Below are 23,317 nucleotides of genomic sequence, written 5' to 3'. Positions count from 1 at the left end.
TAATTTTTTTGTATAACAATCGACGCGCACCCGCATAGCGGGTGGATTATTGTTTCGCCCATCTCCATTTTTCGGATCAACGAAAAACTCCAATGGGCGAAACAGACTAAAGTCCACATCCGGAAGAAAGCTGGAAACCGTCTACCGGAATCAGCTCTTCTTTTGTGGTATCAATGAATTCCAGAATCGCATCGTCGCAGTCTTTTTCCAATTCCGGATAGTACATGGAAGAACCCAGATAACCCAGGGCATACCGGGGCAGCATGGCAGATTTTCCGGTTAAATCCGTATATCTTTCCACTACCTGGCGCATAGACGGTCCTGCAATGAGGAATAAGTCAATGTCACCTCCGTCTGCCCGGTAGCGGCTGTGCATTTTCCAGTAATTGCTCTTTTCTTTTCCCATGTCAAAATCGCACTCATAAGTATTGTGGTAAAAATATCCCACAGCCTTTTTATGTTCGCGGTTCAGCTTAATGTAAAAAGGAATGTGCTTATAAAGGGAATCTGTCTCTTTTGGATTGTATCCCATAGCATCCTTAGGACTCATATTCATAAATTTCTGCGCTTTATTAAATTCTCCGCTCTTTTCTCCGAATCCATAGAAACAATCCTGCGGCGTAATCTCGCTGGTATGAATCCGGCGGTGATTGCTGTCCTCCATGTAAGCCAAATCCACAATGTCTGCATGTAAAAGGGTATTCTCTATATCATACACACAGATACGGAACGGTTCCTTTTCTACTTCCACCCGCAGTTCTTTCCCGCGGATAACAGCTTTCTCTTCTCCGTCCTCCAGAACAGCCTCGGCCATCTGCACTCTCTTTCGTCTGCCTTCTAAAAATCCGTCCATGCGGTCTTCCCAGCCTGTCATCACCAGACTGTAAGATTCCTCTGCAAAATCTCCGTCAAATCCGGCCCGGATTCGCACAATAGAATCAGTCAGAAAATACACCCTGATTTCCACGCAGTTTGTCCTGACAGAAACATAATTGTCTTCCTGTCTTACACTCTCCGCCCTTAAACATACTTTCATTGCTTCTCTCCTTTTCGCTTTCTATGGCCACATTATAAGAAAATCCTCCTGAAAATCATAGACAAAATCCGCTTGAAATCCCCTGTTTTTTTACTTATCTTGCTCTAATTTTCCCTTTTTCCTCTTGCCATTCGGACTCCCCTATGCTATTCTGTACCAAAAAGCCAAAGGAGATTCTTATGCTGGACACCGCCGCGATTCTCATGTCACATGGAGAAAAAGTTGCTTATGGATATGCCGAAGGTGTGAATGACAATATGTGTCAATCCCACTTTCATGAATTTTTTGAATTGTATTATTTAGAATCCGGGGAACGGCACCACATGATAGAGGGCGAGCTGTATCATCTGACCGCTCACGAATTTATCATCTTCCCTCCCAATGTGATGCACCATTCCTACGGGGACAAAAACGTGCCTTTTAAACGTATTGTCCTGTATTTCACACCGGATATGATAGTCTACCCCGAAGTCCGCAGCTACCTGCTGGAAACCGCCAGAGTATTCTCTTTAAAGAAAATTAAGAAATCTATGATTCATCTCCTCCTGTCCATGCTTCATACTGAGCTGGACAAAGAGGAGGGACTTTTCCAGAAAGAATATCTGGAAAATCTGTTAAATCAGCTTCTGCTGACCATTCTCCGGGCCGATTACACCCCTGTGGAAAGCACACCCAGAACAAGACCTGCACAGGCGGTCAATTACATTCACGAGCATTATGCCGAAGAAATTTCTGTCTCTGCCCTGGCTGACATGCTCTATGTCAGCCCCTACCACCTGTGCAGGGAATTTAAGAAAGTCACCGGAAAAACCATCATTCAATACCTCAACATGACACGGGTGCTTCACGCCCAGCGTATGCTTTTGGAAACGGATTACAACATTACCCGTATCAGCAAAGAAACAGGTTTTTCCAATCTGACCCATTTTAACCGGATTTTCAAAAGTATTACCGGCGTTTCACCCAGTGAAAAACGAAAGCAGTACCAATCCGTTTAATCACGGCTGCTGACAATACCGTAATAAGACTTTGAAGTTATCACATACATGAGAATATAGAAAAGTGAAAACAAAAGATAACAGCCCGCCATAACGCCTATCAGCAATCCGGTGTTTGTCACTCCTAAAAGCAGCAGAATCTTCCGCATCATAGGAAAAGCAAAGGCCGTATGCACTCCTGCTGCCAGAAGCGGCAGGAAAAATACGGTGAGTACCTGGGAATTGATGCTTTTTCGGATTTCCCGTTTGGTCATGCCCACCTTCTGCATAATTTCAAAACGTTTCCGGTCTTCATAGCCTTCTGTTACCTGCTTGTAGTACATAATCAGTACCATACCCAGAATAAAGACACAGCCCAATAAAATTCCCAGAACAAACATACCACTGTACATGGCGTAAAAATCTGCCCGCTCTGACGCGCTGTCCTCTATGTCTATTCTTTCATAACCTTGCTGCAGAAGTCCGTCTCTTTTTTCCCTTAAACTGTTTGCTACGGCAATTTTTTCCTCATCACTTCCCTGCAAATCAAATCCGTAATAATCGTGCATTTTCACCAGGGATTCTCCCTGCAGCTCTTTCCATTTGCTGCACACCTGACTTACAGTATCCATATCCTTTACAAAAATAAAAACAGAAGGCATAATCTGCATGGAATCCACGCCGTTATCCACAAATTCACTGAGTTTTTTCTTCACCTTCCACTTTGTGCCATCGTCAAAAGCGATTTCATCATACTTGTAGGATGATTTTGTCTGATAAACCAGGACTTCATCCTCCTGCAGCGTTTCATCTGCCCCCATAATACGATTGTAATCTTCCAAAGGCACTACAAAAAGCTGCCGGATATTTTCCCCTGTAGACATAGCAAATTTTTCTATTTTTCCCGGGTCCAGACTGATTGTCTTTCCCTCTTCATAACCTGCTGCCACTGTAAAACGATAATGAAGCACATTTTCAGCTTGTTTTTTCTGTTCCTCTAAGGTCTCTGCCGCCAGATGGTGTACCATATCGATTACTTCCTGATTCTCCGAATACGTATCGATTACAATATTTCTGGGATAACGGGTACGCAGCTGGTCTTCCGAACCAATAAACATACAGGAGACTGCTGACACCATAACCAGCACCATAGTAGAAAGGATACAAATGGATGCCAGACCATAACCGTTTCTCTTCATGCGGTACATCATAGAGGATATGGAAACAAAATGTCCCGATTTATAATAATAGTTCTTATTTTTCTTCAGCACCTTGCAAAGCAGCACCGAACCTGTCCGAAAGAGAATATAGGTGCTGACAATTACCATAGCCACCGCCACGAAAAACCAGAATATAGCCGCCATAGGTTCTTCAATGGATACCGCAAGATAGTAAGCAGCTGCCAGTATCACAACACCCAGAATCCCTTCCAGCCAGTTGGCTTTCGGCGGTTTCTCTCCCACAGCTTCACTTCGGAGCAATTCAATGGGTTTTGAGAAAAAAATCTGCAGCAGAGATTTTATTAAAATCAGCAGAAAAATGCTGCCAAAGACTTTCAGAGTCCACAGCAATGCTTCTGTGCTTATCGTGAACGCATAACCTGCTTTCCCCTCCAGCATGGAAATCATGACAAGTTCTGCTGCCTTTGAAAACAAAATCCCCCCTAAAAGACCGCCCAGCAGGGAAATCACCGTCACCTGTACACCTTCCCAAACCATAACCTTTGCCAGGTTTTTCTTCCCCATCCCCAGCACATGATACATACCAAACTCCCGCTTTCTCCTTCGCATAAGAAAGGAATTGGTATAAAACAGAAAAATCAGCGCAAACCCTGCCATAATGAAAACCCCAAAGCCAAGTACCCCCTGCATGGTATTTCCGCCCTGCATTTCCCTGACTGTGGGACTGCTGGATAAAAATACAATGATGTAAAACATGAGAATCATGCCCACAGAAGCCAGAATATAGGGAAGATAAATCTTTTTATTGTTCTTTATCCCTGTCCAGGCAATTCTGAAATAAAATCCTCTTTTCACTGCGCCTCACCTCCTGATGCCAGCATGGTCAGGGTGCTGGAAATCTTCTCGTACATCTGCTGATTGGTATCGTTTCCTCGGTAAAGCTGATGGAACACCTCTCCATCCTTAATAAACAGCACCCTCTGGGCATGACTTGCAGCTTTAACCGAATGGGTTACCATTAAAATCGTCTGCCCCTCCTGGTTTACCGTTCCAAAAAGCCGTAAAAGTTCGTCTGTTGCCTTGGAATCCAGAGCCCCGGTTGGTTCATCTGCCAGAATCAGCCTCGGACTGGTAATCAGCGCTCTGGCTACAGCGGCTCTCTGCTTCTGTCCCCCCGAAATCTCGTAAGGGTATTTGTCTAATATTTCTTTAATTCCCAGCTTTGCGGCCAAAGGTTCTAAAAGCACCTCCATTTGTCTGTAATGCTTTCCTCCCAGCACCAGCGGCAGATAAATATTATCCCGGATTGAAAAGGTGTCCAGAAGATTAAATTCCTGAAATACAAAGCCCAGATGATTTCTTCGGAACACAGACAAATCTGCTTCTTTTATTCTGGAAATATCCCTTCCGTCCAGAAGCACAGTTCCGCCTGTGGGTCTGTCCAGCGCTGCCAGAATATTTAAAAGCGTGGTTTTTCCGGATCCGGACTCTCCCATAATGGCTGTATATTCTCCCTCTTCTATGGTGAAATTCACATTTTTCAATGCCTGTACCTGATTGCCTCCGAATCTGGTGGTATAGGTTTTTTTCAGATTTTTCACTTCCAAAATTACCATATTTATTTTGTCCTCCTTGCTTTTGTCCTCTCTTTTACCGTCTTATTGTAGCAAAACAGGGAAATGTCCTGCCATAGCTTTGGCTTACATTTCCCTGTGTTCTTCTTACATTTTTGTAAGACGCTCTGTCATTCGATTTCCAAATGGGCCTTTCTCACATCCAGATACACCCGGGTTCCCGCTCCTACTGCGGAGGATACCCAAATTCTGTGCCCCAGGCGGTTACAAATACGGCTGCAAAGATACAGCCCGATTCCACTGGCTTTTTTCTGACATCTGCCGTTGTATCCGGTATATCCCTTTTCAAAAATCCTGGGCAAATCCTCTGGTGCAATACCAATTCCCGTATCCCCGATACAGAGAATCCCCGGCTCTGCCTCCTCAATCCATATCCGGCCCCCGGATTTTGTATACTTCAGCGCATTGGACAAAACCTGCTCAATAACAAACAACAGCCACTTTTCATCTGTCAGTACCCTGCTCTTTACAGGCTGATATTCCAGACGGATTTTCCCATTGATGAAAGAAGACGAAAATCTGTGCAGCGCCTGTCTGACAATTCCGTCCATCCCATATTCCTGAAACATATAATCCGTATCCTCGCTGTCCAGTCTGAGATAACACAATACCATGTCTACATACTGCTCAATCCTCATTAAATCTCCTTTTATGGCTCTGGAAAGGGCAGTATCCTCATTTTCCAGATTCAGGTACATAGAAGCAATGGGCGTCTTTATCTGGTGTACCCAGAGGGTATAATATTCCATCATATCCCTGTATTTTCTGCTATGCTCTTCTTCCATGCTTCTGTATCGTCTGTTCCATTCTTCCATCAGTTCCTGATAGTCCCTCTCCAGAATTCCCTCAGGCTCTGGCAGATTGTTTACGGAAAACTCCTGCTGCCTGTAAAGACTCTGCAATTCTCTGCGTTTTTTCCGAAATGCGAGAAAGTGGGGAAATACAAGCAGCACCCCCAGCGCGCCGCAGACTGCTGCACTGTAAAGCGCCGCCTCCACAGGTATCTGATACAGAAAGAAGAACAGAATAAAAATGCCGGAACAAATACCGTAAAAGAACAGCACTCTCCCATGATGTTTCAAATAGCTTCCCAACTCTCTCATGATGTGGTCACCGCCGATTCTATCAAATATCCCATGCCTACTTTTGTTGTAATAAATCCCGTCAGTCCCTCTTTTTCCAGTTTTTTACGCAGGCGGTTCACATTGACGCTCAGGGTATTTTCATCTACAAAACTGTCATTTTCCCACAATTTTTCCATCAGCCTTTCCCTGCTGACGATTTTCCCCTTCTGCTCCATAAGCGTGAGAAGAATCCGGTATTCATTTTTCGTCAAATCAATTTTTCTTCCTTCGTAATGCAAAAGGGCGTCTTCCTTGGATAAAAGCGCCCCTCTGTGCTCCAGAACAGATACCTGGGTTCCGTAATCATAAGTTCTTCTCAGAACCGCCTGTATCTTTGCCATGAGTACGGAAAAATCAAAGGGCTTTGCAATAAAATCATCCGCTCCGGCCTGCAGCGCCATAACAATATTCAGGTTATCGGAAGCCGAGGAAATAAAAATCACCGGCACTTTAGACACCTCCCTGATTTTCTGACACCAGTAATAGCCATTGAAAAAAGGCAGTGAAATATCCATCAGCACCAACTGAGGCCTCCAGGCGGCAAATTCCGCCATGATGTCATGAAAATCCTCGGTGCACCTTGCCTCCATTCCCCAGCTTTCCGTCTGTTTTTGTATGGCACCGGCGATACCGCTATCATCTTCTACTATAAAAATGCGATACATATGATGTTTTCTCCCTTTAGCAAGTAAGCATACTCCCTATATAAAAGCATGAATTTATTATAGCACAGCCCTTTCTGAATTTGAATATTTTTCTGCTTTACAGCACCGATTCCACTAACAGCTTCGTATACGCTTCTTTTGGCTGCATAATCACTTCATCCGGAGTGCCCTCTTCCACGATTTTTCCGTCCTTCATGACCAGCACACGGTCACAAAACATCTGCACCAAAGCCAGATTATGGCATATAAACAGGTAGGAAAGATTCCTCTCTTCCTTTAATTTTTTCAAAAGTTCCAGGATTTGCTGCTGTACAGTCACGTCCAGCGAACTGGTTGCCTCATCACAAATCACGATCTTGGGCTGTACGGCCAGAGCTCTGGCAATGGCTGCTCTCTGACATTGACCGCCGCTGACTTCGTGGGGATATCGTCCATAAAATTCCTCTGAAAGTCCGCACTGGGAAAGCAGGCGTAAAACCTCTTTTTTAGCCTCTGCTTTAGAAGTTCCGCTGTTTCGCAGACTTTCTCCGATTCCGTCCCCTAAGGTTCTTCTTGGGTCAAAAGAAGTAACGGGAGTCTGAAATACCATCTGGAGTTTCTTATAACACTGGCGCAGAGCCTTTCCTTTTATTCTCGTAATATCCTGTCCGTCCAGAAAGATACTGCCCTCCGTCACATCTGTCAGGCGGGACACAGCCCTTACCAGCGTGCTTTTGCCGCTTCCCGACGCCCCTACAATCCCCAGGATTTCTCCCGGATACAGCTGAAAATTCACATGGTCAACAGCTGTAAAATCAGACTTTCCCTCTGCGGCAAATATTTTAGTCAATTCTTTTGTTTCTAAAACCGGTTTCATCTATGCCCTCCGCAATTTTGGTACTGCTGCCAGCAGTCTCTGTGTGTATTCCTTTTCCGGATACTGCAGAATCTGCCGGGCAGAGCCATATTCTGCCACCTGTCCATCTTTTAAAACCAGTATGGTATCTGCCAGCGCAGACACCACCCCGATATCATGGGTTACCAGTATCACGGCTGTGCCAAAAAGTTCTCTCAGCCGCAGTATTTCCTGTACCACCTGCCGCTGAACAGCCACATCCAGGGCGCTGGTTGGCTCATCTGCCAAAAGTACCGGCGGCTGCATAAGCATAGCAAGAACAATACCAACTCTCTGGTTCATTCCTCCCGACAGTTCAAAAGGATAGCTGTTCCAAATCCTCTCGCCGTCTTTAAAATAGAGCTTTTCAAATAAATCCAATGCCTTCCCTTTGGCCTCTGCCCTGGTGATTTTTCTATGTGCGGAAATACTCTCATAAATCTGCTCTCCAATGGTCCGGATAGGACACAGAGAGGCGCCTGCATCCTGAAAAATCATGCCGATTTTTTCACCCCGAATCTGCCGCAGTTCTTTTTCAGGCAAATCCGGAATATCCTTTTCCTGAAACCAGATATCACCCCTGGTTACCATTCCGTCGTTTCCCAGAAGTCCCATTGCCGCTTTTAAAAGAGTACTCTTCCCACTGCCGGATTCGCCTACAATACCCAGAATTTCTCCCTCATGAAGGGTAAAACTGGTATCTCGTATCACAGCCGTGCCGTTGAAACAGATTTCTACAGACTGATAGGTCAATATTTCTTTCATACGCCCTTCTCCTTCCAATAGAAATCGTCTCATGATGCAGGTGCCAAATCTACCGTAATTTCATAAAAATCACAGGGGTGCGCAGTCAGTCCGGTAACACTGGCCTTGCTAATCATGCTCATCTTCAGATGCGAGCAGAATACAAAGGCATTATCATCCAAAATCGTCTGCTGCATTTCCACTGCCAACTCACTTCTGCGTTCTGTATCAAAAGTTTTTGCCATTTCCTTTTCTAACTGCTCCAGTTTATCACTGTGGTAATGTCCGTTGTTTACCGCCGAACTGTCCAGACAGTGTGTGGTAAAGAAATATTCCGGATCTCCGGTAGGCGCCGTTACCATGGCGCTGGCATACACATCCCAGGCAGAAGCATTCGTCCGTATGCTGTTATGGTCTGCAGTACTGTTAATCTTCACATCCATACCGATTTCTTTCAAAGTAGCCTGTGCAGATTCTGCGAGCAGAGGAAGCTCCTGACGGCTTGGGTACGTCAGCCAGCGGATTTCTAACTCCTGTCCGTCCTTTTCACGAATGCCGTCTCCGTCAGAGTCTATCCAGCCAGCCTCTTCCAGGACTTTTTTTGCCCCCTCTGTATCATATGTTTCTGCTGTAACTGCATCTCCTCCAAACGTAAAGTTATCCGGATACGCTCCCACAGCAGGGTAGCCATTTCCATCCAGCAAAGTATCTACAAATCCCTCTTTGTCAATCCCCATGGCAATGGCTTTCCGCACAGCCGAATCCTGAATCACCGGACTTTCAAAGTTCATATGAACAAAAAAAGCACGGCTGGTCGCACAGCTTGAGAACGTATACTCCTCGTTTTCAAACAGAGGATAGCTGGCATACGGCATACCGTAAGCAGCGTCAATCTCACCGGACTGCAGCGCCATGGTCAGGGTGTCCCCGTCTGAAATAGTGCGTACGGTAATTTCATCATATCCCGGCTCGCCGTCCCAGTAGTCTTCATTTTTTACCAGTTTCAGTTCTTCCCCTGACACCAGAGATTCTGCTTTGTATGGGCCTGTGCCTGCCACAATACCGTCTTCTGTCACTCCTGCGGATACGTCTACAATACAGCCATAGGGGTCGCTGAGGTAATTTAATAAGGTAGGTTTGGGTTCTGTTGTTTTTATGGTAACTGTTTGCCCCTCTGCTGTAATGGTATCAATCATTAAGTCCCCTTTTGCACGCTCATGTACTTTTACCAAATCTTCCAGACATTCTTTTACTGCTTCACCGTCCATGGCTCTGCCGCTGGTAAACTTCACATTGTCCTGCAGAGTGATTTTCCAGGTCAGTTCATCTATATTTTCATAACTCTTTGCCAGCCAGGGCTGGATTTCCATGGTATCGGAATACTTAAAAAGAGTTTCACCGATACCATACCGGATACAGGCCCAGCCGGAATAGGTATTATGAGGATTTACATCAGGTTCTTCGTTTTCAGGGTTAAACGTAGTATCTCCGAATACAAAAGTCTTTTTTCCCGTATCTTTTGCTTTTTCGTCATCTGCTTTTTTCTCTCCCCCGGAGGCACAGCCTGGCAGAAGTCCTGCTCCCAGACAGACGGCCATCAATAGTGCCGATATTTTTTTCATTTTTCCCATGTGTTTTCCTTCCTTTCACAAGACGTTTTTTTATTTTCTGCGGCTGTTGCGGGGATCTAAATAATCCCTCACTGTATCGCCTAAAAGATTAAAAATAACGACCACGATAAAAATCGCAATTCCCGGCCCCAGAATGACCCACGGATACGTCTGCAGCATGCTTCTTCCGCCGCTCATCATATTTCCCAGTTCCGCGGTAGGCGGCTGTGCTCCAAGTCCCAGAAAAGACAGTCCTGCCAGCTCCATCAGCATAGTTCCAATATCCAGCATAGCGGTAACCAAAATCGGTCCTGCACAGTTAGGAAGAATATGTTTTACTATAATCTGCCGGGAACTGCTTCCTGCCAGTTTTGCAGCAGCAATATAATTTGTACTTTTCTGTGCCAAAGTCTGACTTCTGGCAATTCTGGCATATTTAGGCCAGCTGATCACCGCCAAGGCCAGTACCGCATTATGCAATCCCCCATTTAACAGGGCTGCGATTGCTAAGGCAAAGACCAGCCCCGGAAACGCCAGACATACATCTGAAATCCGCATTACCACAGAGTCCAGAACCCCCTCATAATACCCGCACAAAACCCCCAGTACGGTTCCCACCAGGGTAATTATAACCACCAGAGAAAGGGTAGCCAGCACACTGGTCTGAAGACCTACCAAAATACGTGAAAACATATCCCGTCCGAAGCGGTCTGTTCCTGCCGGATGTGCCGCGCTGGGAGGCTGAAGCGAAATGCTGGTATCCTGGGCATTGGGGTCATAAGGGCAAATCTGCTGTGCAAAAACAGCAGTCAGCAGCAATCCTGCGGCAAGAATCAAAAAAACAACCAGCCTGGTTTTTGTATGATTCTTTCTGATTTTCTGCTTCCGCAAAGACGGCATTTTTTTCTCTTGACTCATGCCTTTTCACCCCCTAAACGAATTCTTGGGTCCAGAACACGGTAAGAAAGATCCGTTATGAGATTCACACAGACATAAATAATTGCCATCCACATAACATAGGCCTGAATCATGGGGTAATCTCTCATATTAATGGCGTCTACTGCCAGTTTTCCTACTCCATCCCACAAAAAGATAGATTCTACAATGGCCGTGCCGCCTAACAAACTTCCAATAGAGAGGGTAAGCAGCGTAATAATGGTCACCAGACAGGCTTTTAGCACACTTTTGTAGAGTGTCACAGAAAAACGGACCCCCCTGGCCTTTGCACCAACCACATAATCCTTACTCAGCTCATCCAAAACTGTGGCCCGTACCTGCCGGAGATACTTTGCAGACATGGCAATGGCAAGGGTGAGGCTGGGAAGCGCCACGCTTTCCATACTGACTTCCGAAGCAATAACCGGAAATATCTTTACACGAATAGCAAAAAAATACATCAAGAGCAGCGCTACAAAAAAATTAGGCATACTGTTTCCCAAAAAACTGGCAGCCCGGATAAGATAGTCTGTAAACCGGTTCTGTTTCACAGCAGCCAGAACCCCCAAAGGAATGGAAATGATAATGGTAAGGGCAATGGAAACCACTGTAAGCAGCAAAGTTGCCGGAAGTTTAGAGATAAAAGCAGGAAAAACTGCTTTCCCGGATATATAACTGGTTCCCATGTCTCCGTGAAGCAGATTTCCCAGCCATACAAAATACTGTGTCAGAAAGGGCTTATCCAGCCCCAGTTCCGCCCGCGCTTTGTCCATGACCTCCTGAGAAACTATCATTCCCGTATTTTCCATTTTCTGCAATACTGCGTCGCTTCCTGCCAGACGCATCATGCCAAAAGAGAGAAAGGTAATCACCAGCAGAATGGGAATCAACTGCAGCAGGCGCTTAAGGATATATTTTTTCATTTCATTCTCCTTTTCTGGCACTAATGACAAAAAGCGGGTCCGGATTATAAAATTCATCCTTTTCCATATAAATTCTTTTGCTGACACTAAAATCTAAAAACAGTTCTACAGTTCCCAGATTTCCAAGGACTCCCACATCCCAGGCAGGCCGCTGATAAGAACTGATAGGAAGCTGTCTCTTAATTTCTTCACATTCCTGCAAAAGCTCCTCTCCCAGCTTATTGTGTGCGTGATTTTGGGGCAAATGAGACGTATCTGCACAATCGCTTGCCCCGTAGTTGGCGTCAAAATTCAGCAGACAACCTCCCTTTTTCAGCACCCGCAGCCATTCCCGGTAGGCTCTGTTGGCATCCGGCAGCGTCCAGGTCAGATTTCTGGAAATAACCACATCAAAAGTTTCATCCGCAAAGGTGAGATTTTCCGCATCCATAACCTGGAAGATACAGTCTGCTCCCTCTTCCTCTGCCAGTTCTTTTGACCTCTCTATCATATCCGGAGTCAAATCCACCCCAAGCACTTCATGCCCCTGCTGTGCCAGTAAAATGGTAAAGAAGCCTGAGCCGCAGCCCACATCCAGAATTTTCAGTTTTTTCTTGGGCAGGTATTTCCCGATTTCCTTTAACCACCGGTCCGCCAGACTGCTGTGCAGTTCCGCACGTCTCTGTTCCTGAAAACTGGTACTGCGCTTTGTCCAGTATCCTGCAATTTTTTTCTTCCGGTTATCCGCCTCTCTGGAAATCTTTCCATAGGCAATCATAGGGCCGCTCTCTTTTACCTGCAGACTGCCTGTCTGATACAAGACCACACCGTCATATTCCGCCCTGCACACTTCCAGCACAGTTCCCTCATAATCCTTGACCACGCCCAGGACTTCTCCCTGCCGTATCATATCCCCCGGACTTTTATAAGGATACCAGATACCATTTTGGTTTGCCGCCTGATAGCTGACGTCTGTCACCTCCAGGGGATAATAATTTCTGTAATCCTTTTGTCCCAGATACACGCCCAGATGACACAAGATATTTCTCACATCCCGTCTGGTAGAATGCGCTTCTTCCTCTGTCCATGCTCCCATCTGTCCCCGTTCAATCAAAACCGACGGAATCCCAAGCTGCGCCGCATAATTATAGCAGCCGCCGCCTGCCACACAGGAACGCACCATATAGGGCACATCTGCCTGCTGCGCCATCTCTCTGGCTGCCTCTACCACCCGGGGCTCTGCTACACCTGCGTAATATATATAAGGTGTCAGCTGCTCATAGCTGTCACCGCTGTGCAAATCAATATAAAAATCCACTCCCGGAAACAGTTCCTTTTCAATGGCATAGGCCAGCCGCTCCATTTGGCTGCCCGTTTCTTTTCCAGGAAATACCCTGTTTAAATTCACCCCGTCTTCAAACCCTTCGCTGCCGCTGCGCATTTCAAACGCCTGGCGGTTTACCACCTTTACAATGACAACCGTACCGGCAATCTTTTCCGGATGTAAATGCTCTGCCAGCTCCATAGCTGACTGGATTCCCACATATTCCGCTGCATGAACACCGGCTGTAATCAACACGGTTTTCCCCCGTTTTTCTCCGTTCAAAATAGTCACAGGCAGTTCAAATTCTCCGTTTCCCACGAAAAGATAACCGCTTTTTTTCTCTCCCGGTTCTGCCTGAAAATTTCCCAGGCAAAATACTTTGTTTTTTTCCATTTTAATCTGTCCTTTATCTCCAAATAGGCTGTTTTTTGGAGTCATTTTATCAAATTTCACCTCTGCAAACAAGCCCCCTGGGGGGATTCTCCCCAGGGCAAAAACTTTTTTTCGGCAGAAATCGGGATTTTTTTGCAAAAACACAGGTTTCCCTTGCATACAGACGAATTTCAACGTATTATGAAATAGGCAGGATTTTTCTGCCCATAATTTTGTGAAAAACCAATGGAGGTATATAAATATGGAAAAGAAAGAACGCATGGTTGGAACCATTTCAAGAGGTGTCAGAGCCCCGATTATCCGCAAAGGTGACAATCTTTCCGAAATCGTAGTAGACTGCGTGCTGAAAGCTTCCGAAAGCGAAAACTTTGAAATTTGCGACAAAGATGTCATTGCTGTAACAGAGGCTGTTGTAGCCAGAGCACAGGGAAACTATGCTGGTGTAAAGGACATTGCTGCAGACGTAAAAGAAAAATTCGGCGATGATACCGTAGGCGTGATTTTCCCCATTTTAAGCCGCAACCGCTTCTCTATCTGTTTAAAAGGAATCGCCATGGGCTGCAAAAAAATCGTACTCATGCTCAGCTATCCTTCTGACGAAGTGGGTAATCATCTGGTAGACCTGGACCTTTTGGATGAGAAAAATATTAATCCCTGGTCTGATGTGCTCACAGAGGAAACTTACAGAGCATTATTCGGATACGAAAAACACGTTTTCACAGGCGTGGACTATGTAGAATATTACAAACAGCTGATTCAGGAAGCCGGTGCAGAAGTGGAAATCATTTTTGCAAATAATCCAAAGGCTATCCTCTCTTATACTAAAAGCGTACTGGCCTGCGATATCCACACACGCCAGAGAACAAAACGAATCTTAAAAGCCAACGGTGCAGAGAAAGTTTATTCTTTAGACGACATTATGACAAAGAGCATAAACGGCAGCGGCTACAATGACGCCTACGGTCTTCTGGGTTCCAACAAAGCCACAGAAGATACGGTAAAACTCTTCCCGATTAAATGTGAAGAAGTAGTCTCTGCTATTCACAAATCCATGCTGGAAAAAACAGGCAAAAACGTGGAAGTGATGGTTTACGGTGACGGCGCGTTTAAAGACCCGGTTGGAAAAATCTGGGAACTTGCTGACCCGGTAGTTTCTCCGGCTTACACCAATGGACTGGAAGGAACACCAAACGAAGTGAAACTGAAATATCTGGCTGACAACGATTTTGCTCAATTATCCGGCGTAGAATTAAAAGATGCCATTAAGAATTATATTACAGAAAAAGATGAGAAAGCTGCCAGCTTAAAGGGTACCATGGTGACACAGGGAACCACTCCGAGACGTCTGACCGACCTTTTGGGTTCTCTTGCAGACCTGACCTCCGGCTCCGGAGATAAGGGAACTCCGATTATTTACATTCAGGGGTATTTTGACAATTACGCGAAATAAATGCAACGGCAGAAAAAAGCGCCTCACCATATCCGGCAGGCGCTTTTTTCTACTAAATACAAGTTTTGTTCATCATCCAATCCAGTATTTTCTGAATCTCTTTATCCCAGTAATCCCAGTTGTGCATAGCCCCTTCGGTTTCTGACCAGGTAAGCTTTGCCCCCATCTTTTCCAAACGCCGTTTTGCGTCCAGGTTCATTTCATACAGAAAATCTTTTGTTCCGCATGCCTGATACAACTCCGGAATCACTCCGTTTTCCTGGCAGCGCCGATACAGTTCAAAAATATCTTTCTCTGTACCCGCAAGCTGCTCCGGATTGTCAAAAATATTTTCCCAGGCAAAGGGGCCCTCTACCTTTCCATCCCGGCACTGTTTTCCCAGTTCTGCAATATCCATGGCAGCAGACATCCCGGCAATCTTACTGTAGCGCTCCGGGCAGGACAGCCCCACATACCAAGCGCCATAGCCGCCCATGGAAAATCCGGCAACAAAAGTATCCTCCCGCTTTTCAGAAACCGGAAACAGAGCTGTGACAAATGCAGGAAGCTCCTCTGTAATATAGGTAAAATAAGGATTTCCATGATACATATTCTGGTAAAAACTGTTTTCCACAGAAGCCATCACCGCAACTATCTGATGAGACTGAGCATATCGTTCAATATTGCTGAAGCGTACCCAGCTGCTGCAGTCACCATAGGCTCCATGCAGCAGATAGACTACCGGAAGTCCTTTTTTATAATCATACCGCTTCTTTGTTTCTTCTCCGGTAATCTGTTCCTGTCCCTCAGGTGTGGGGATAATCACTTGAATCTGCGTATTGTGCTGCAATGCGGTACTATAATATTGACAGTTCAAAAACATGGCCATTCCACCTTATCTTTTTTCCAAAAGTTTCTTTGCATTTTCCTCTACCTTTTTCTTATTCAATGGATATAAAAATACCAGAGATAAGAACATCAGTACAAAAGCAATACCTGGAACCAGGCAGGTAATGTTATAGATTCCATTGACAACCGGTGTGTCAAAAGCGGTAGCCGTAGAGTATCCAACCATAGACAGCAGTACCCCTGTCAAACCGGAAGACAAAGCCTGGCCCAGTTTTCTGCAGAAAGAGTAAATAGAATATACAGTTCCGTCAGAACGGCTTCCTGTTTTCACTTCTGTATCATCGATAACATCGGTAATCATTGCCCAGCAAATCAGAATGAACATAGATACACCTACCCAGGTAATACAGTAGCACACCATCCACACAATGACATTTTTTGTGTGCAAAACAAAGGCTACCAGCATGGGAACCGCTCCCAAAACAGAAGCTACAATGGCAATTTCTTTCTTTCCGATTTTCTTTGCAAAAGTTTCAATGAATGGAGACATAGCCAGTGTAATCATATGTCCAATCAGAGAAATCACGGAAAGAATTGCAATATTTCTAAAATAGTTTGGATACAGATAAGCTCCCATGTTTCCAAGAGAAATCTGTGCCAGAATCAGGAATAAAGAAGTAACGGCAATTCCGATTAATGCTTTATTTTGAATCAGGCTGTTTACCAGGAACATCACAGAAAATTTCTCTGTTTTCTGTTCAATTTTCACACGTTCTGTAACCAGATTGTAGCACAGCAGATAACAGATTACGGCCAGAACCGAACAAATTACGGCTGCAATGCTCATTCTTGTTCCGGAAAGCCACTGCTTTCCTTCACTGTCTGTATAGTATACAAACAATGGCAGAATTACACCAATGGCAATGTTTCCAAGTGTTGCACCAATGGTTCTCCAATTAGAGAGAGACGTTCTGTCTTCCGGTTTTTCGGAAATTGCGGAAGCCATAGAACCATAAGGAATGTTAATTCCTGTATAGCAGACACTTCCCCACAGCAGATAAGAAAAGAACATCCAGAACACCTTAAAAGCCATAGGCATGTCCTGGAACCAGGTAGCATACAAAAGCACTGATGCCACTGCCACTGGACCGCACATGCGCTTAAGCCATGGCGCAAATTTTCCTTTTGCTGTAGGTCTGCTTCTGTCTACAATCTGTCCCATGGTGATATCCGTCACCGCATCCACAAATCTGGCTCCCATCATCATCATTCCGACGATAGCGGCAGAAACACCCATAATATCCGTATAAAACTTTAACAACATCATAGAGGACAATACGAAAGTAAGGTCATTTCCGAAATCACCAAACATATAGCCCACTTTATCCCGTATTCCAAACGGTTTTACATTCTTTTTCGTTGTGCTCATAGCAAACCTCCATTTTCTTTTTTACATTCCAATCATATCGAATTGTTCAAAAGACACGACTACTTTGTAATCCTTCTTTGGATTTTTATATTTAATCTGAACTGATTTCAGACTCTGGCTGTAGTACCATCCAAACTCTGCCTCTTCAAATTTTCTCCTATGCAGGAAATGCGGTACTTCCTGTCCGTCCACCTGCACCCAGTAAGGCGCTTTTTCCCGGTGAATCATATCAATGTACATATCTTCCACCGCAGTTTCGTAGGAACCTTCATGAACAAACGACAGCGCTGTCTGCTCGCCGGCCTGCATAGTAATCCGGGTTTTCAGGTATGCCCCTTTTGTATATTCCATTGTAGCGCCGTCATCTTCATACAGAGTAAAGGCTCCGTCCCGGCCTGCTTCACATATCATCCGGATTGCAGTTACTTTCTGCTGCATAAGGTTGTTCAATTGATGCGCTGCCATAGGAATAATAGCTCCGCTTCTGATAAACAGCGGAATGCTTCCCAGTTCTACCGGAAGTTCTACTGTCTGTCCGCCCTGATATTGGGTTCTGTTATAGAAATCATAGAAGATTTCACCTTCCGGAAGATATACTTTTCTGGTCTTTGCACCTTTTTCCACCACATTTGCTACCAACAGAGAGTCTCCGAACATAAAGTCCACACCCTCATCGTAACACTTGCTGTCATGCTGGAAAGCACTGCACATGGGCTCCATAATAGGAAGTCCAGTTTCATGGGCACGTTCCATGAGAGAATACAGATACGGAATCATCTGATACCGAAATTCAATGGCTTGGCGGATTTCCTCTTTGCAGCCACTGTACATCCACGGTTCTGTCACCGTATTGTCAATATTTGTAGAATGAATGGAAAATCTTGGCTGGAAAATTCCATTCTGAATCCACCTTACCAGCAGTTCCGCCTCTGGCGCTGGTCCGTAAAATCCTCCGATATCACATCCCTGGTTTGCCACACCGGACAGACTCATGCCCAGAATGGTGGCAATATTGTATTTTAACGAATCCCAGCAAGTCAGATTGTCTCCGGCCCAGGTCTGTGCATATTTCTGAATCCCACTGTGTCCGGAACGGCAGACAATGTAAGGTCTCTGGTTTCCAAACGTTTCCTGAATGGCCTCATCTGTCACATGACACATAATATTGGACATCACTGCTTTAAGCTGTCCAATCGTTCCGCCTTTTCCTTCAAAGGAACAGCGGCAATCCTTGTCTACCATACTGTCGTACTCACAGTTATCATTCCATACAGAATTGGTACCATAGTCCAGAACATTTTCTTTCAGAAGCTCTTTCCACTCTTCTCTGGTAGAAGCCTTAGTGAAATCCACAAACATTCCCTTTCCGCCCCACCAGGTTCCGATTCCCGGCTCATCCGTTTCACTGTCTTTGACAAACATGCCCTTTTCTTTCATCTCTTCCAGCATTGGATGTACCAGAAGAATTCCCGGCTTCACATTGGGAGAAACACAGATTCCTCGCTCCTTCATCTGGCTGAAAAACTCTTTTGGCTCTTTAAACCGTTTCTTATTCCAGGTAAATACGCAGCGTTTGATCCCCTCCTGTGTTTCAATGGCACAGTATCCGGAAGATAACTGAAATCCGTCTGCAGGAATTCCCTCTTCTCTGGTTGTATCAATAAATTCCAAAATAGCGTCATCGCAGTCTGCTTCCAGTTCGGGATAATACATAGAAGATCCCAGATATCCCAGAGCATAGACAGGAAGCATAGCAGATTTCCCGGTCAGGTCTGTATAACGCTCTACCACGTCCCGGACAGCCGGACCTGCAATCAGAAACAAATCAATATCCCCTCCGTCTGTACGGTAACGGCTGTGGCGCTTCCAGTAATTGCTCTTTTCTTTTCCCATATCAAAATCACATTCATACGTATTGTGGTAAAAATAACCCACGGCCTTCTGATGTTTCCGATTCAGTTTAATGTAAAACGGAATGTGTTTATAAAGAGAATCTGTTTCCTTTGGGTCATATCCCATTGCATCCTTGGGGCTCATTCCCATGAACTTCTGAGCCTTGTTGAACACTCCGCTCTTTTCTCCGAATCCGTAAAAACAGTCATCCTCAGAAATTTCGCTGGTATGAATTCTCCGGTGATTGCTGTCTTCCATATAAGCAAGGTCTACAATATCGGCATGCAGCAACGTGTTATCCCTATCGTATACGCAGATACGGAATGGATTTTTCTCCACCTCTACACGCAGCAGTTTTCCCTGCAGGATTGCTTTTTCTTCACCATCTGTTAATTCTGCTTTTGCCGGCTGTACCCGTGTCCGGTATTTCTTCATGAACACATCCATCCGGTCTTCCCAGGCTGTCATTACAAGACTGTAAGATTCCTCTGCAAACTCCCCATCAAAGCCTGCGCGGATTCTTAAAATAGAATCTGTCAAAAACAGAATACGGATTTCTACACTGTTCGTAGAAACAGAAAAATAATCTCCAATCTGTTTCACCTCTCCTGCCTGTAAACATAGTTTCATGATGTTCCTCCTCATGTCTTCTTACACAATTTGCGCTTTTATTATAATGACTTCTTTTCGAAAAAAGTAGACTAAAATTGCTTTAAATGCTTGATTTTTTTACTTATTTTGCTATTTTAAAAGATTAACAAAGCGCAAATACAGAATAATAACCACTTGAAATCATGGTATAGAAATTGTTGAGCACCGGATTTCCCTCTTTACAAATAGTTTTAAAAACTATATAATGAGGAGTAGAGGTGATAACATATGACAATAGACACAAAAGACATTTTAAACAGTATTCTCGCCAGTATCTCCCGCATTGATTACATCAAGCTGGAAGAGATTCCCGGCATTCATTTATATATGGATCAGGTGACTACTTTCATGGAAGAACATCTCTCTTCCTCCAAACGTCATCCCGAGGACAAGGTTCTGACCAAGACCATGATTAACAATTATGCCAAGAACCATCTCCTGCCGCCGCCTGTGAAGAAAAAATATTCCAAAGAACACATTCTGATGCTGACATTTATTTATTATTTTAAAAATATTATGTCCATCAGTGATATTCAGGTGCTTCTTGGTCCTGTGGCAGAACAGTTTTTCCCCGGCGAGGGAAGTCTGAAGCTTACAGAAGTCTATGAAGAAATCATGAATCTGGAGCTGGAACAGATTGAACCTCTGGTAAAAGATATTACCAGAAAATTCCGGAAGGCCGGAACTTCCTTTCCGGATGCAGATACCACAGAACAGGAATTTTTACAGAAATTTGCATTTATCTGCATGTTAAGTTTTGATGTTTATGTAAAAAAGCAGGTCATCGAAAATCTCATTGACCAGATGACGCCTGCTTCTGATGAAAAGTCAAAAAAACGGTAACAGAAATTTCTGCTACCGTTTTTTGTACTGTACCACGAATATTTTATTTTCCGTCTTCAATTCGCTCAAATACCATATCATATCCGTCATTTCCATAGTTCAGGCTTCTGTTGACACGGCTGATGGTAGCTGTGGATGCACCTGTTTTCTCAGAAATTTCCAGATAAGTTCTCTTTTCCTTCAACATTTTTGCCACTTCGAAACGCTGGGATAAAGATAAAATTTCATTTACTGTACACACATCTTCAAAAAATAAATAACATTCTTCTTTGTTCTTTAAACTCAGAACAGCGTCAAACAAAGAATCAACTGCCTCTGTATGAATTTTCTTACTCATAATCCATGTTCTCCTTACATTTGTAGTATGCACCCCTGAAAGGCCTCTGCCAAGGGCTGTGCCATGCTTCCTTTTGTGCATTAGCACTTTACCAGTTATACCTTTCATCACTCACATATATATTAGCACAGTAAATTTTTAAAGTAAAGAATCCAAAGGCATATTTTTAGGAATTTTTCTAAAAATTTTATAAATTCCTGTATTTGTTAACATACTTCTTTAATTCTGCCCCGCTTCTGTTTACAATCAGTTCTTCCGGAAACTTCATATCCCGGAAAATTTCAAATGCATATTTATGAAAACCTACCAGAGTATCTGTATGGGCGTCACTGTTTGCTACCACGGGCACTTCATATTCCCGGCAGTATTTCAGCATAGTTCTGATGTTTTCCTCACCGCCCTGCCGGGTACATCTGGGGTCCAGAGAATTGTTATTGACTTCTAAAAGGACGCCATACTCCTTCGCTGCCTGCACCAGGGCCAGATAATCTATGGGATATCTGCCGTCATCGGGATGTCCTATGATATTGACATAGGGATTTTTCATGACTTCCAGGCAGGCCTGTGTGTTTTCTTCTCTGGTTCCCGGTTTGATACAGGGAATGTGAAGGCTGGCTATCACCATGTCCATTTTCTTCATGGTGCTGTCTTCCATGTCCACGCGGCCCTCATAATCCATAATGTTTACCTCTGCCCCCAACAGCAGTTCCACACCGTACATACTTCTCTCCACCATTTTCAGATTTTCAAAATAAAAGGCACCGCAGGTTCCCGGCATGGACACTGCGTGTTCGGTAATCCCCAGAATTTCCAGTCCCTTCTCAGAAGCTGCCTTTGCCATTTCCCGCATGGTGTTGTACGCATGTCCGCTGGCAAGTGTATGGGTGTGTACATCTAAAATATCTCGCACTTTGTATCATTCCTTTCTGTTTTTTCGTTCAGTATAACACAAAAGAACCGCAGAAGCAGTACTTCCGCAGTCCTTTCCCTTGTGTCTCAGGTATATTAAATAATTTCTCCAAATAATTCTTTTACAGTCGGATAAATTTTTGCAAATTTCCGATATTTTTCTTCATATTTAGCAGCCAGTTCCGGCTCCGGTTCCACGGTGTCAATGACTTTTACAATCTTCTCTGCCGCTTCCTCCACGGAGGTATACTCTCCGTTTGCCACAGCCGCCAGCATAGCGCCCCCAAGAGCCGGGCCTTCCTCGGACTCAATGACATCCACTTTTACATTCAGAATGTTTGCAATCATCTTTTTCCACAACGGACTCTTTGCCCCGCCGCCGCAGATTTTAGTTCTCTCAATCTGAATTCCCAGCGATTTTGCCACTTCAAAGGAATCCCGGATAGCAAAAGCCACGCCCTCTAAAACGGCCTGTGTCATATCGGCTCTGGTACTGTCCATAGTAAGTCCGATAAAGGTTCCCCTGGCATTGGGATTGTTGTGAGGAGAACGCTCGCCCATAAGATACGGCAGGAAAAATACCTTGTTCTCTCCCAACTTTGTAATCTTTGCCTGTTCTCCTGCATAGTCCGCAGTACCGATAATTTCATCCATCCACCATTTATTGCAGGAAGCCGCGCTTAACATACAGCCCATGAGATGATAGTTCCCATCTGCGTGTGCAAAAGCATGAAGGGCATTGTATGGGTCTACGCCAAACTCCTTGCTGGAAATAAAGATCGTTCCGCTGGTTCCCAGAGAAATATTGCATCTTCCGTCTCCTACGGTTCCTGTTCCCACAGCAGCAGCGGCATTGTCTCCGGCCCCTGCCACGATTTTACAGGAAGCGGGAATTCCCAGTTCCTCTGCCAGTTCCGGTTTCAGAGTGCCTACGGTTTCATAGCTTTCAAAAAGCTCTGGCATCTGTTCTTCTGAAATACCGCAGATATCCAGCATTTCCTTAGACCAGCAGCGGTTCTTCACATCCAGAAGCAGCATGCCGGAGGCATCGGACATATCGCTGCAGTGTACCCCAGACAGTTTATACGCCAGATAATCCTTTGGCAGCATGATTTTTTTGATTTTCTGAAAGTTTTCAGGTTCATGCTCTTTTACCCAGAGAATTTTCGGTGCGGTAAAGCCTGCAAAGGCAATGTTTGCCGTATACTCGGACAGTTTTTCTTTCCCAATCACCTGATTCAAATAGTCGGTTTCTTTTCCGGTTCTTCCATCATTCCAGAGGATGGCAGGACGAATGACTTCGTCCTTTTCATCCAGAATCACCAGACCATGCATCTGGCCGCCAAAACTGATACCTGCCACCTGGCTCTTGTCGCACTCTGCTGTCAGTTCTTTGATTCCCTCAAGACTCTGCTTCCACCAGTCCTCCGGATTCTGTTCGGACCAGCCGGGGTGCGGGAAAGACAGCGGATATTCTCTGGAAACAATTTTCTGAATCTTGCCCTCTGCGTCCATCAAAAGCAGTTTGACTGCAGAGGTTCCTAAATCAACACCAATATATAACATGCTTTTCTCCT

19 protein-coding genes and 1 pseudogene are annotated in these 23,317 nt (G+C 44.7%); 3 read left to right on the top strand and 17 right to left on the bottom strand.

Annotated features, from left to right (window positions below):
- Positions 1 to 118 precede the first annotated feature (118 nt).
- Positions 119 to 1,036, bottom strand: a pseudogene (locus WBS51_RS07675) (TIM-barrel domain-containing protein); the annotation flags it as partial.
- A gap of 179 nt (positions 1,037 to 1,215) precedes the next feature.
- Here WBS51_RS07675 and WBS51_RS07670 point away from each other — a divergent pair.
- Positions 1,216 to 2,034, top strand: a complete 819-nt coding sequence (locus WBS51_RS07670; RefSeq protein ID WP_173747791.1) for an AraC family transcriptional regulator — start codon at positions 1,216 to 1,218, stop codon at positions 2,032 to 2,034.
- Here WBS51_RS07670 and WBS51_RS07665 read toward each other — a convergent pair.
- The 10 genes from WBS51_RS07665 to WBS51_RS07620 form a co-directional block, all read right to left on the bottom strand.
- Positions 2,031 to 4,049, bottom strand: coding sequence for an ABC transporter permease (locus WBS51_RS07665; RefSeq protein ID WP_294459578.1), 2,019 nt, complete (start codon positions 4,047 to 4,049; stop codon positions 2,031 to 2,033). The genes WBS51_RS07670 and WBS51_RS07665 overlap by 4 nt on opposite strands.
- Entirely contained in the window at positions 4,046 to 4,810 is a 765-nt protein-coding gene (locus tag WBS51_RS07660) for an ABC transporter ATP-binding protein (protein ID WP_173747795.1), read from the bottom strand. The genes WBS51_RS07665 and WBS51_RS07660 overlap by 4 nt, the downstream gene beginning before the upstream one ends.
- A gap of 128 nt (positions 4,811 to 4,938) precedes the next feature.
- Positions 4,939 to 5,931: a sensor histidine kinase gene (locus WBS51_RS07655; RefSeq protein WP_291681431.1), complete on the bottom strand. Its 993-nt coding sequence runs from the start codon at positions 5,929 to 5,931 to the stop codon at positions 4,939 to 4,941.
- A complete protein-coding gene (locus WBS51_RS07650; protein ID WP_173747799.1) occupies positions 5,928 to 6,617 on the bottom strand; it encodes a response regulator transcription factor in 690 nt (229 codons plus the stop codon). Before WBS51_RS07650 ends, WBS51_RS07655 begins: the two co-directional genes overlap by 4 nt.
- Before the next feature lie 97 nt (positions 6,618 to 6,714).
- Positions 6,715 to 7,473, bottom strand: a complete 759-nt coding sequence (locus WBS51_RS07645) for an ABC transporter ATP-binding protein (protein WP_342694062.1) — start codon at positions 7,471 to 7,473, stop codon at positions 6,715 to 6,717.
- The gene (locus WBS51_RS07640) at positions 7,474 to 8,256 is read right to left on the bottom strand and encodes an ABC transporter ATP-binding protein (protein ID WP_294459583.1); all 783 of its coding nucleotides are present in this window, start codon (positions 8,254 to 8,256) and stop codon (positions 7,474 to 7,476) included.
- 29 nt (positions 8,257 to 8,285) lie between these two features.
- Entirely contained in the window at positions 8,286 to 9,866 is a 1,581-nt protein-coding gene (locus WBS51_RS07635; RefSeq protein ID WP_173747806.1) for an ABC transporter substrate-binding protein, read from the bottom strand.
- Between the two features lie 30 nt (positions 9,867 to 9,896).
- Entirely contained in the window at positions 9,897 to 10,763 is an 867-nt protein-coding gene (gene nikC / locus WBS51_RS07630; RefSeq protein ID WP_173747808.1) for a nickel transporter permease, read from the bottom strand.
- Positions 10,760 to 11,704, bottom strand: a complete 945-nt coding sequence (gene nikB, locus WBS51_RS07625) for a nickel ABC transporter permease (protein WP_173747810.1) — start codon at positions 11,702 to 11,704, stop codon at positions 10,760 to 10,762. The genes nikC and nikB overlap by 4 nt, the downstream gene beginning before the upstream one ends.
- A 1-nt stretch (position 11,705) precedes the next feature.
- On the bottom strand, positions 11,706 to 13,400 hold the full coding sequence (locus WBS51_RS07620) for a M14 family metallopeptidase (protein ID WP_291681433.1): 1,695 nt from the start codon (positions 13,398 to 13,400) through the stop codon (positions 11,706 to 11,708).
- A gap of 241 nt (positions 13,401 to 13,641) precedes the next feature.
- Between WBS51_RS07620 and WBS51_RS07615 the strand changes: the two genes are divergently transcribed.
- Positions 13,642 to 14,850, top strand: a complete 1,209-nt coding sequence (locus tag WBS51_RS07615) for a coenzyme F420-0:L-glutamate ligase (RefSeq protein ID WP_173747814.1) — start codon at positions 13,642 to 13,644, stop codon at positions 14,848 to 14,850.
- A gap of 52 nt (positions 14,851 to 14,902) precedes the next feature.
- On the opposite strand, the gene WBS51_RS07610 is transcribed toward WBS51_RS07615, so the two are convergent.
- Genes WBS51_RS07610 through WBS51_RS07600 form a run of 3 tightly spaced genes read right to left on the bottom strand, consistent with a single transcriptional unit; the run spans position 14,903 to position 19,630 of the window.
- Positions 14,903 to 15,706: an alpha/beta hydrolase gene (locus tag WBS51_RS07610; RefSeq protein WP_342694061.1), complete on the bottom strand. Its 804-nt coding sequence runs from the start codon at positions 15,704 to 15,706 to the stop codon at positions 14,903 to 14,905.
- An 18-nt stretch (positions 15,707 to 15,724) separates the two neighbouring features.
- Positions 15,725 to 17,107 carry an MFS transporter gene (locus WBS51_RS07605; RefSeq protein ID WP_173747817.1) on the bottom strand — a complete coding sequence of 461 codons (1,383 nt, stop codon included), beginning with the start codon at positions 17,105 to 17,107 and terminating at the stop codon, positions 15,725 to 15,727.
- A gap of 21 nt (positions 17,108 to 17,128) precedes the next feature.
- Complete coding sequence (locus WBS51_RS07600) at positions 17,129 to 19,630, bottom strand: glycoside hydrolase family 31 protein (RefSeq protein ID WP_173747819.1); 2,502 nt, start codon at positions 19,628 to 19,630, stop codon at positions 17,129 to 17,131.
- Positions 19,631 to 19,879: 249 nt separating this feature from the next.
- Here WBS51_RS07600 and WBS51_RS07595 point away from each other — a divergent pair, with 249 nt between their 5' ends.
- Positions 19,880 to 20,494, top strand: coding sequence for a DUF1836 domain-containing protein (locus tag WBS51_RS07595; RefSeq protein WP_173747821.1), 615 nt, complete (start codon positions 19,880 to 19,882; stop codon positions 20,492 to 20,494).
- 43 nt (positions 20,495 to 20,537) lie between these two features.
- Here WBS51_RS07595 and WBS51_RS07590 read toward each other — a convergent pair whose 3' ends face one another.
- From WBS51_RS07590 to xylB, 3 genes are all read right to left on the bottom strand, one after another.
- Positions 20,538 to 20,831 carry a YerC/YecD family TrpR-related protein gene (locus WBS51_RS07590; RefSeq protein ID WP_173747823.1) on the bottom strand — a complete coding sequence of 98 codons (294 nt, stop codon included), beginning with the start codon at positions 20,829 to 20,831 and terminating at the stop codon, positions 20,538 to 20,540.
- A gap of 187 nt (positions 20,832 to 21,018) precedes the next feature.
- Complete coding sequence (locus WBS51_RS07585; RefSeq protein ID WP_294459594.1) at positions 21,019 to 21,741, bottom strand: phosphatase; 723 nt, start codon at positions 21,739 to 21,741, stop codon at positions 21,019 to 21,021.
- A 95-nt stretch (positions 21,742 to 21,836) separates the two neighbouring features.
- Entirely contained in the window at positions 21,837 to 23,306 is a 1,470-nt protein-coding gene (gene xylB, locus WBS51_RS07580; protein WP_173747828.1) for a xylulokinase, read from the bottom strand.
- Positions 23,307 to 23,317: the final 11 nt, after the last annotated feature.

The organism is Blautia acetica, from assembly GCF_038739805.1.
Taxonomy (GTDB): Bacteria; Bacillota; Clostridia; order Lachnospirales; family Lachnospiraceae; genus Blautia.
This window is presented reverse-complemented; position numbering and strand designations above follow the sequence as displayed.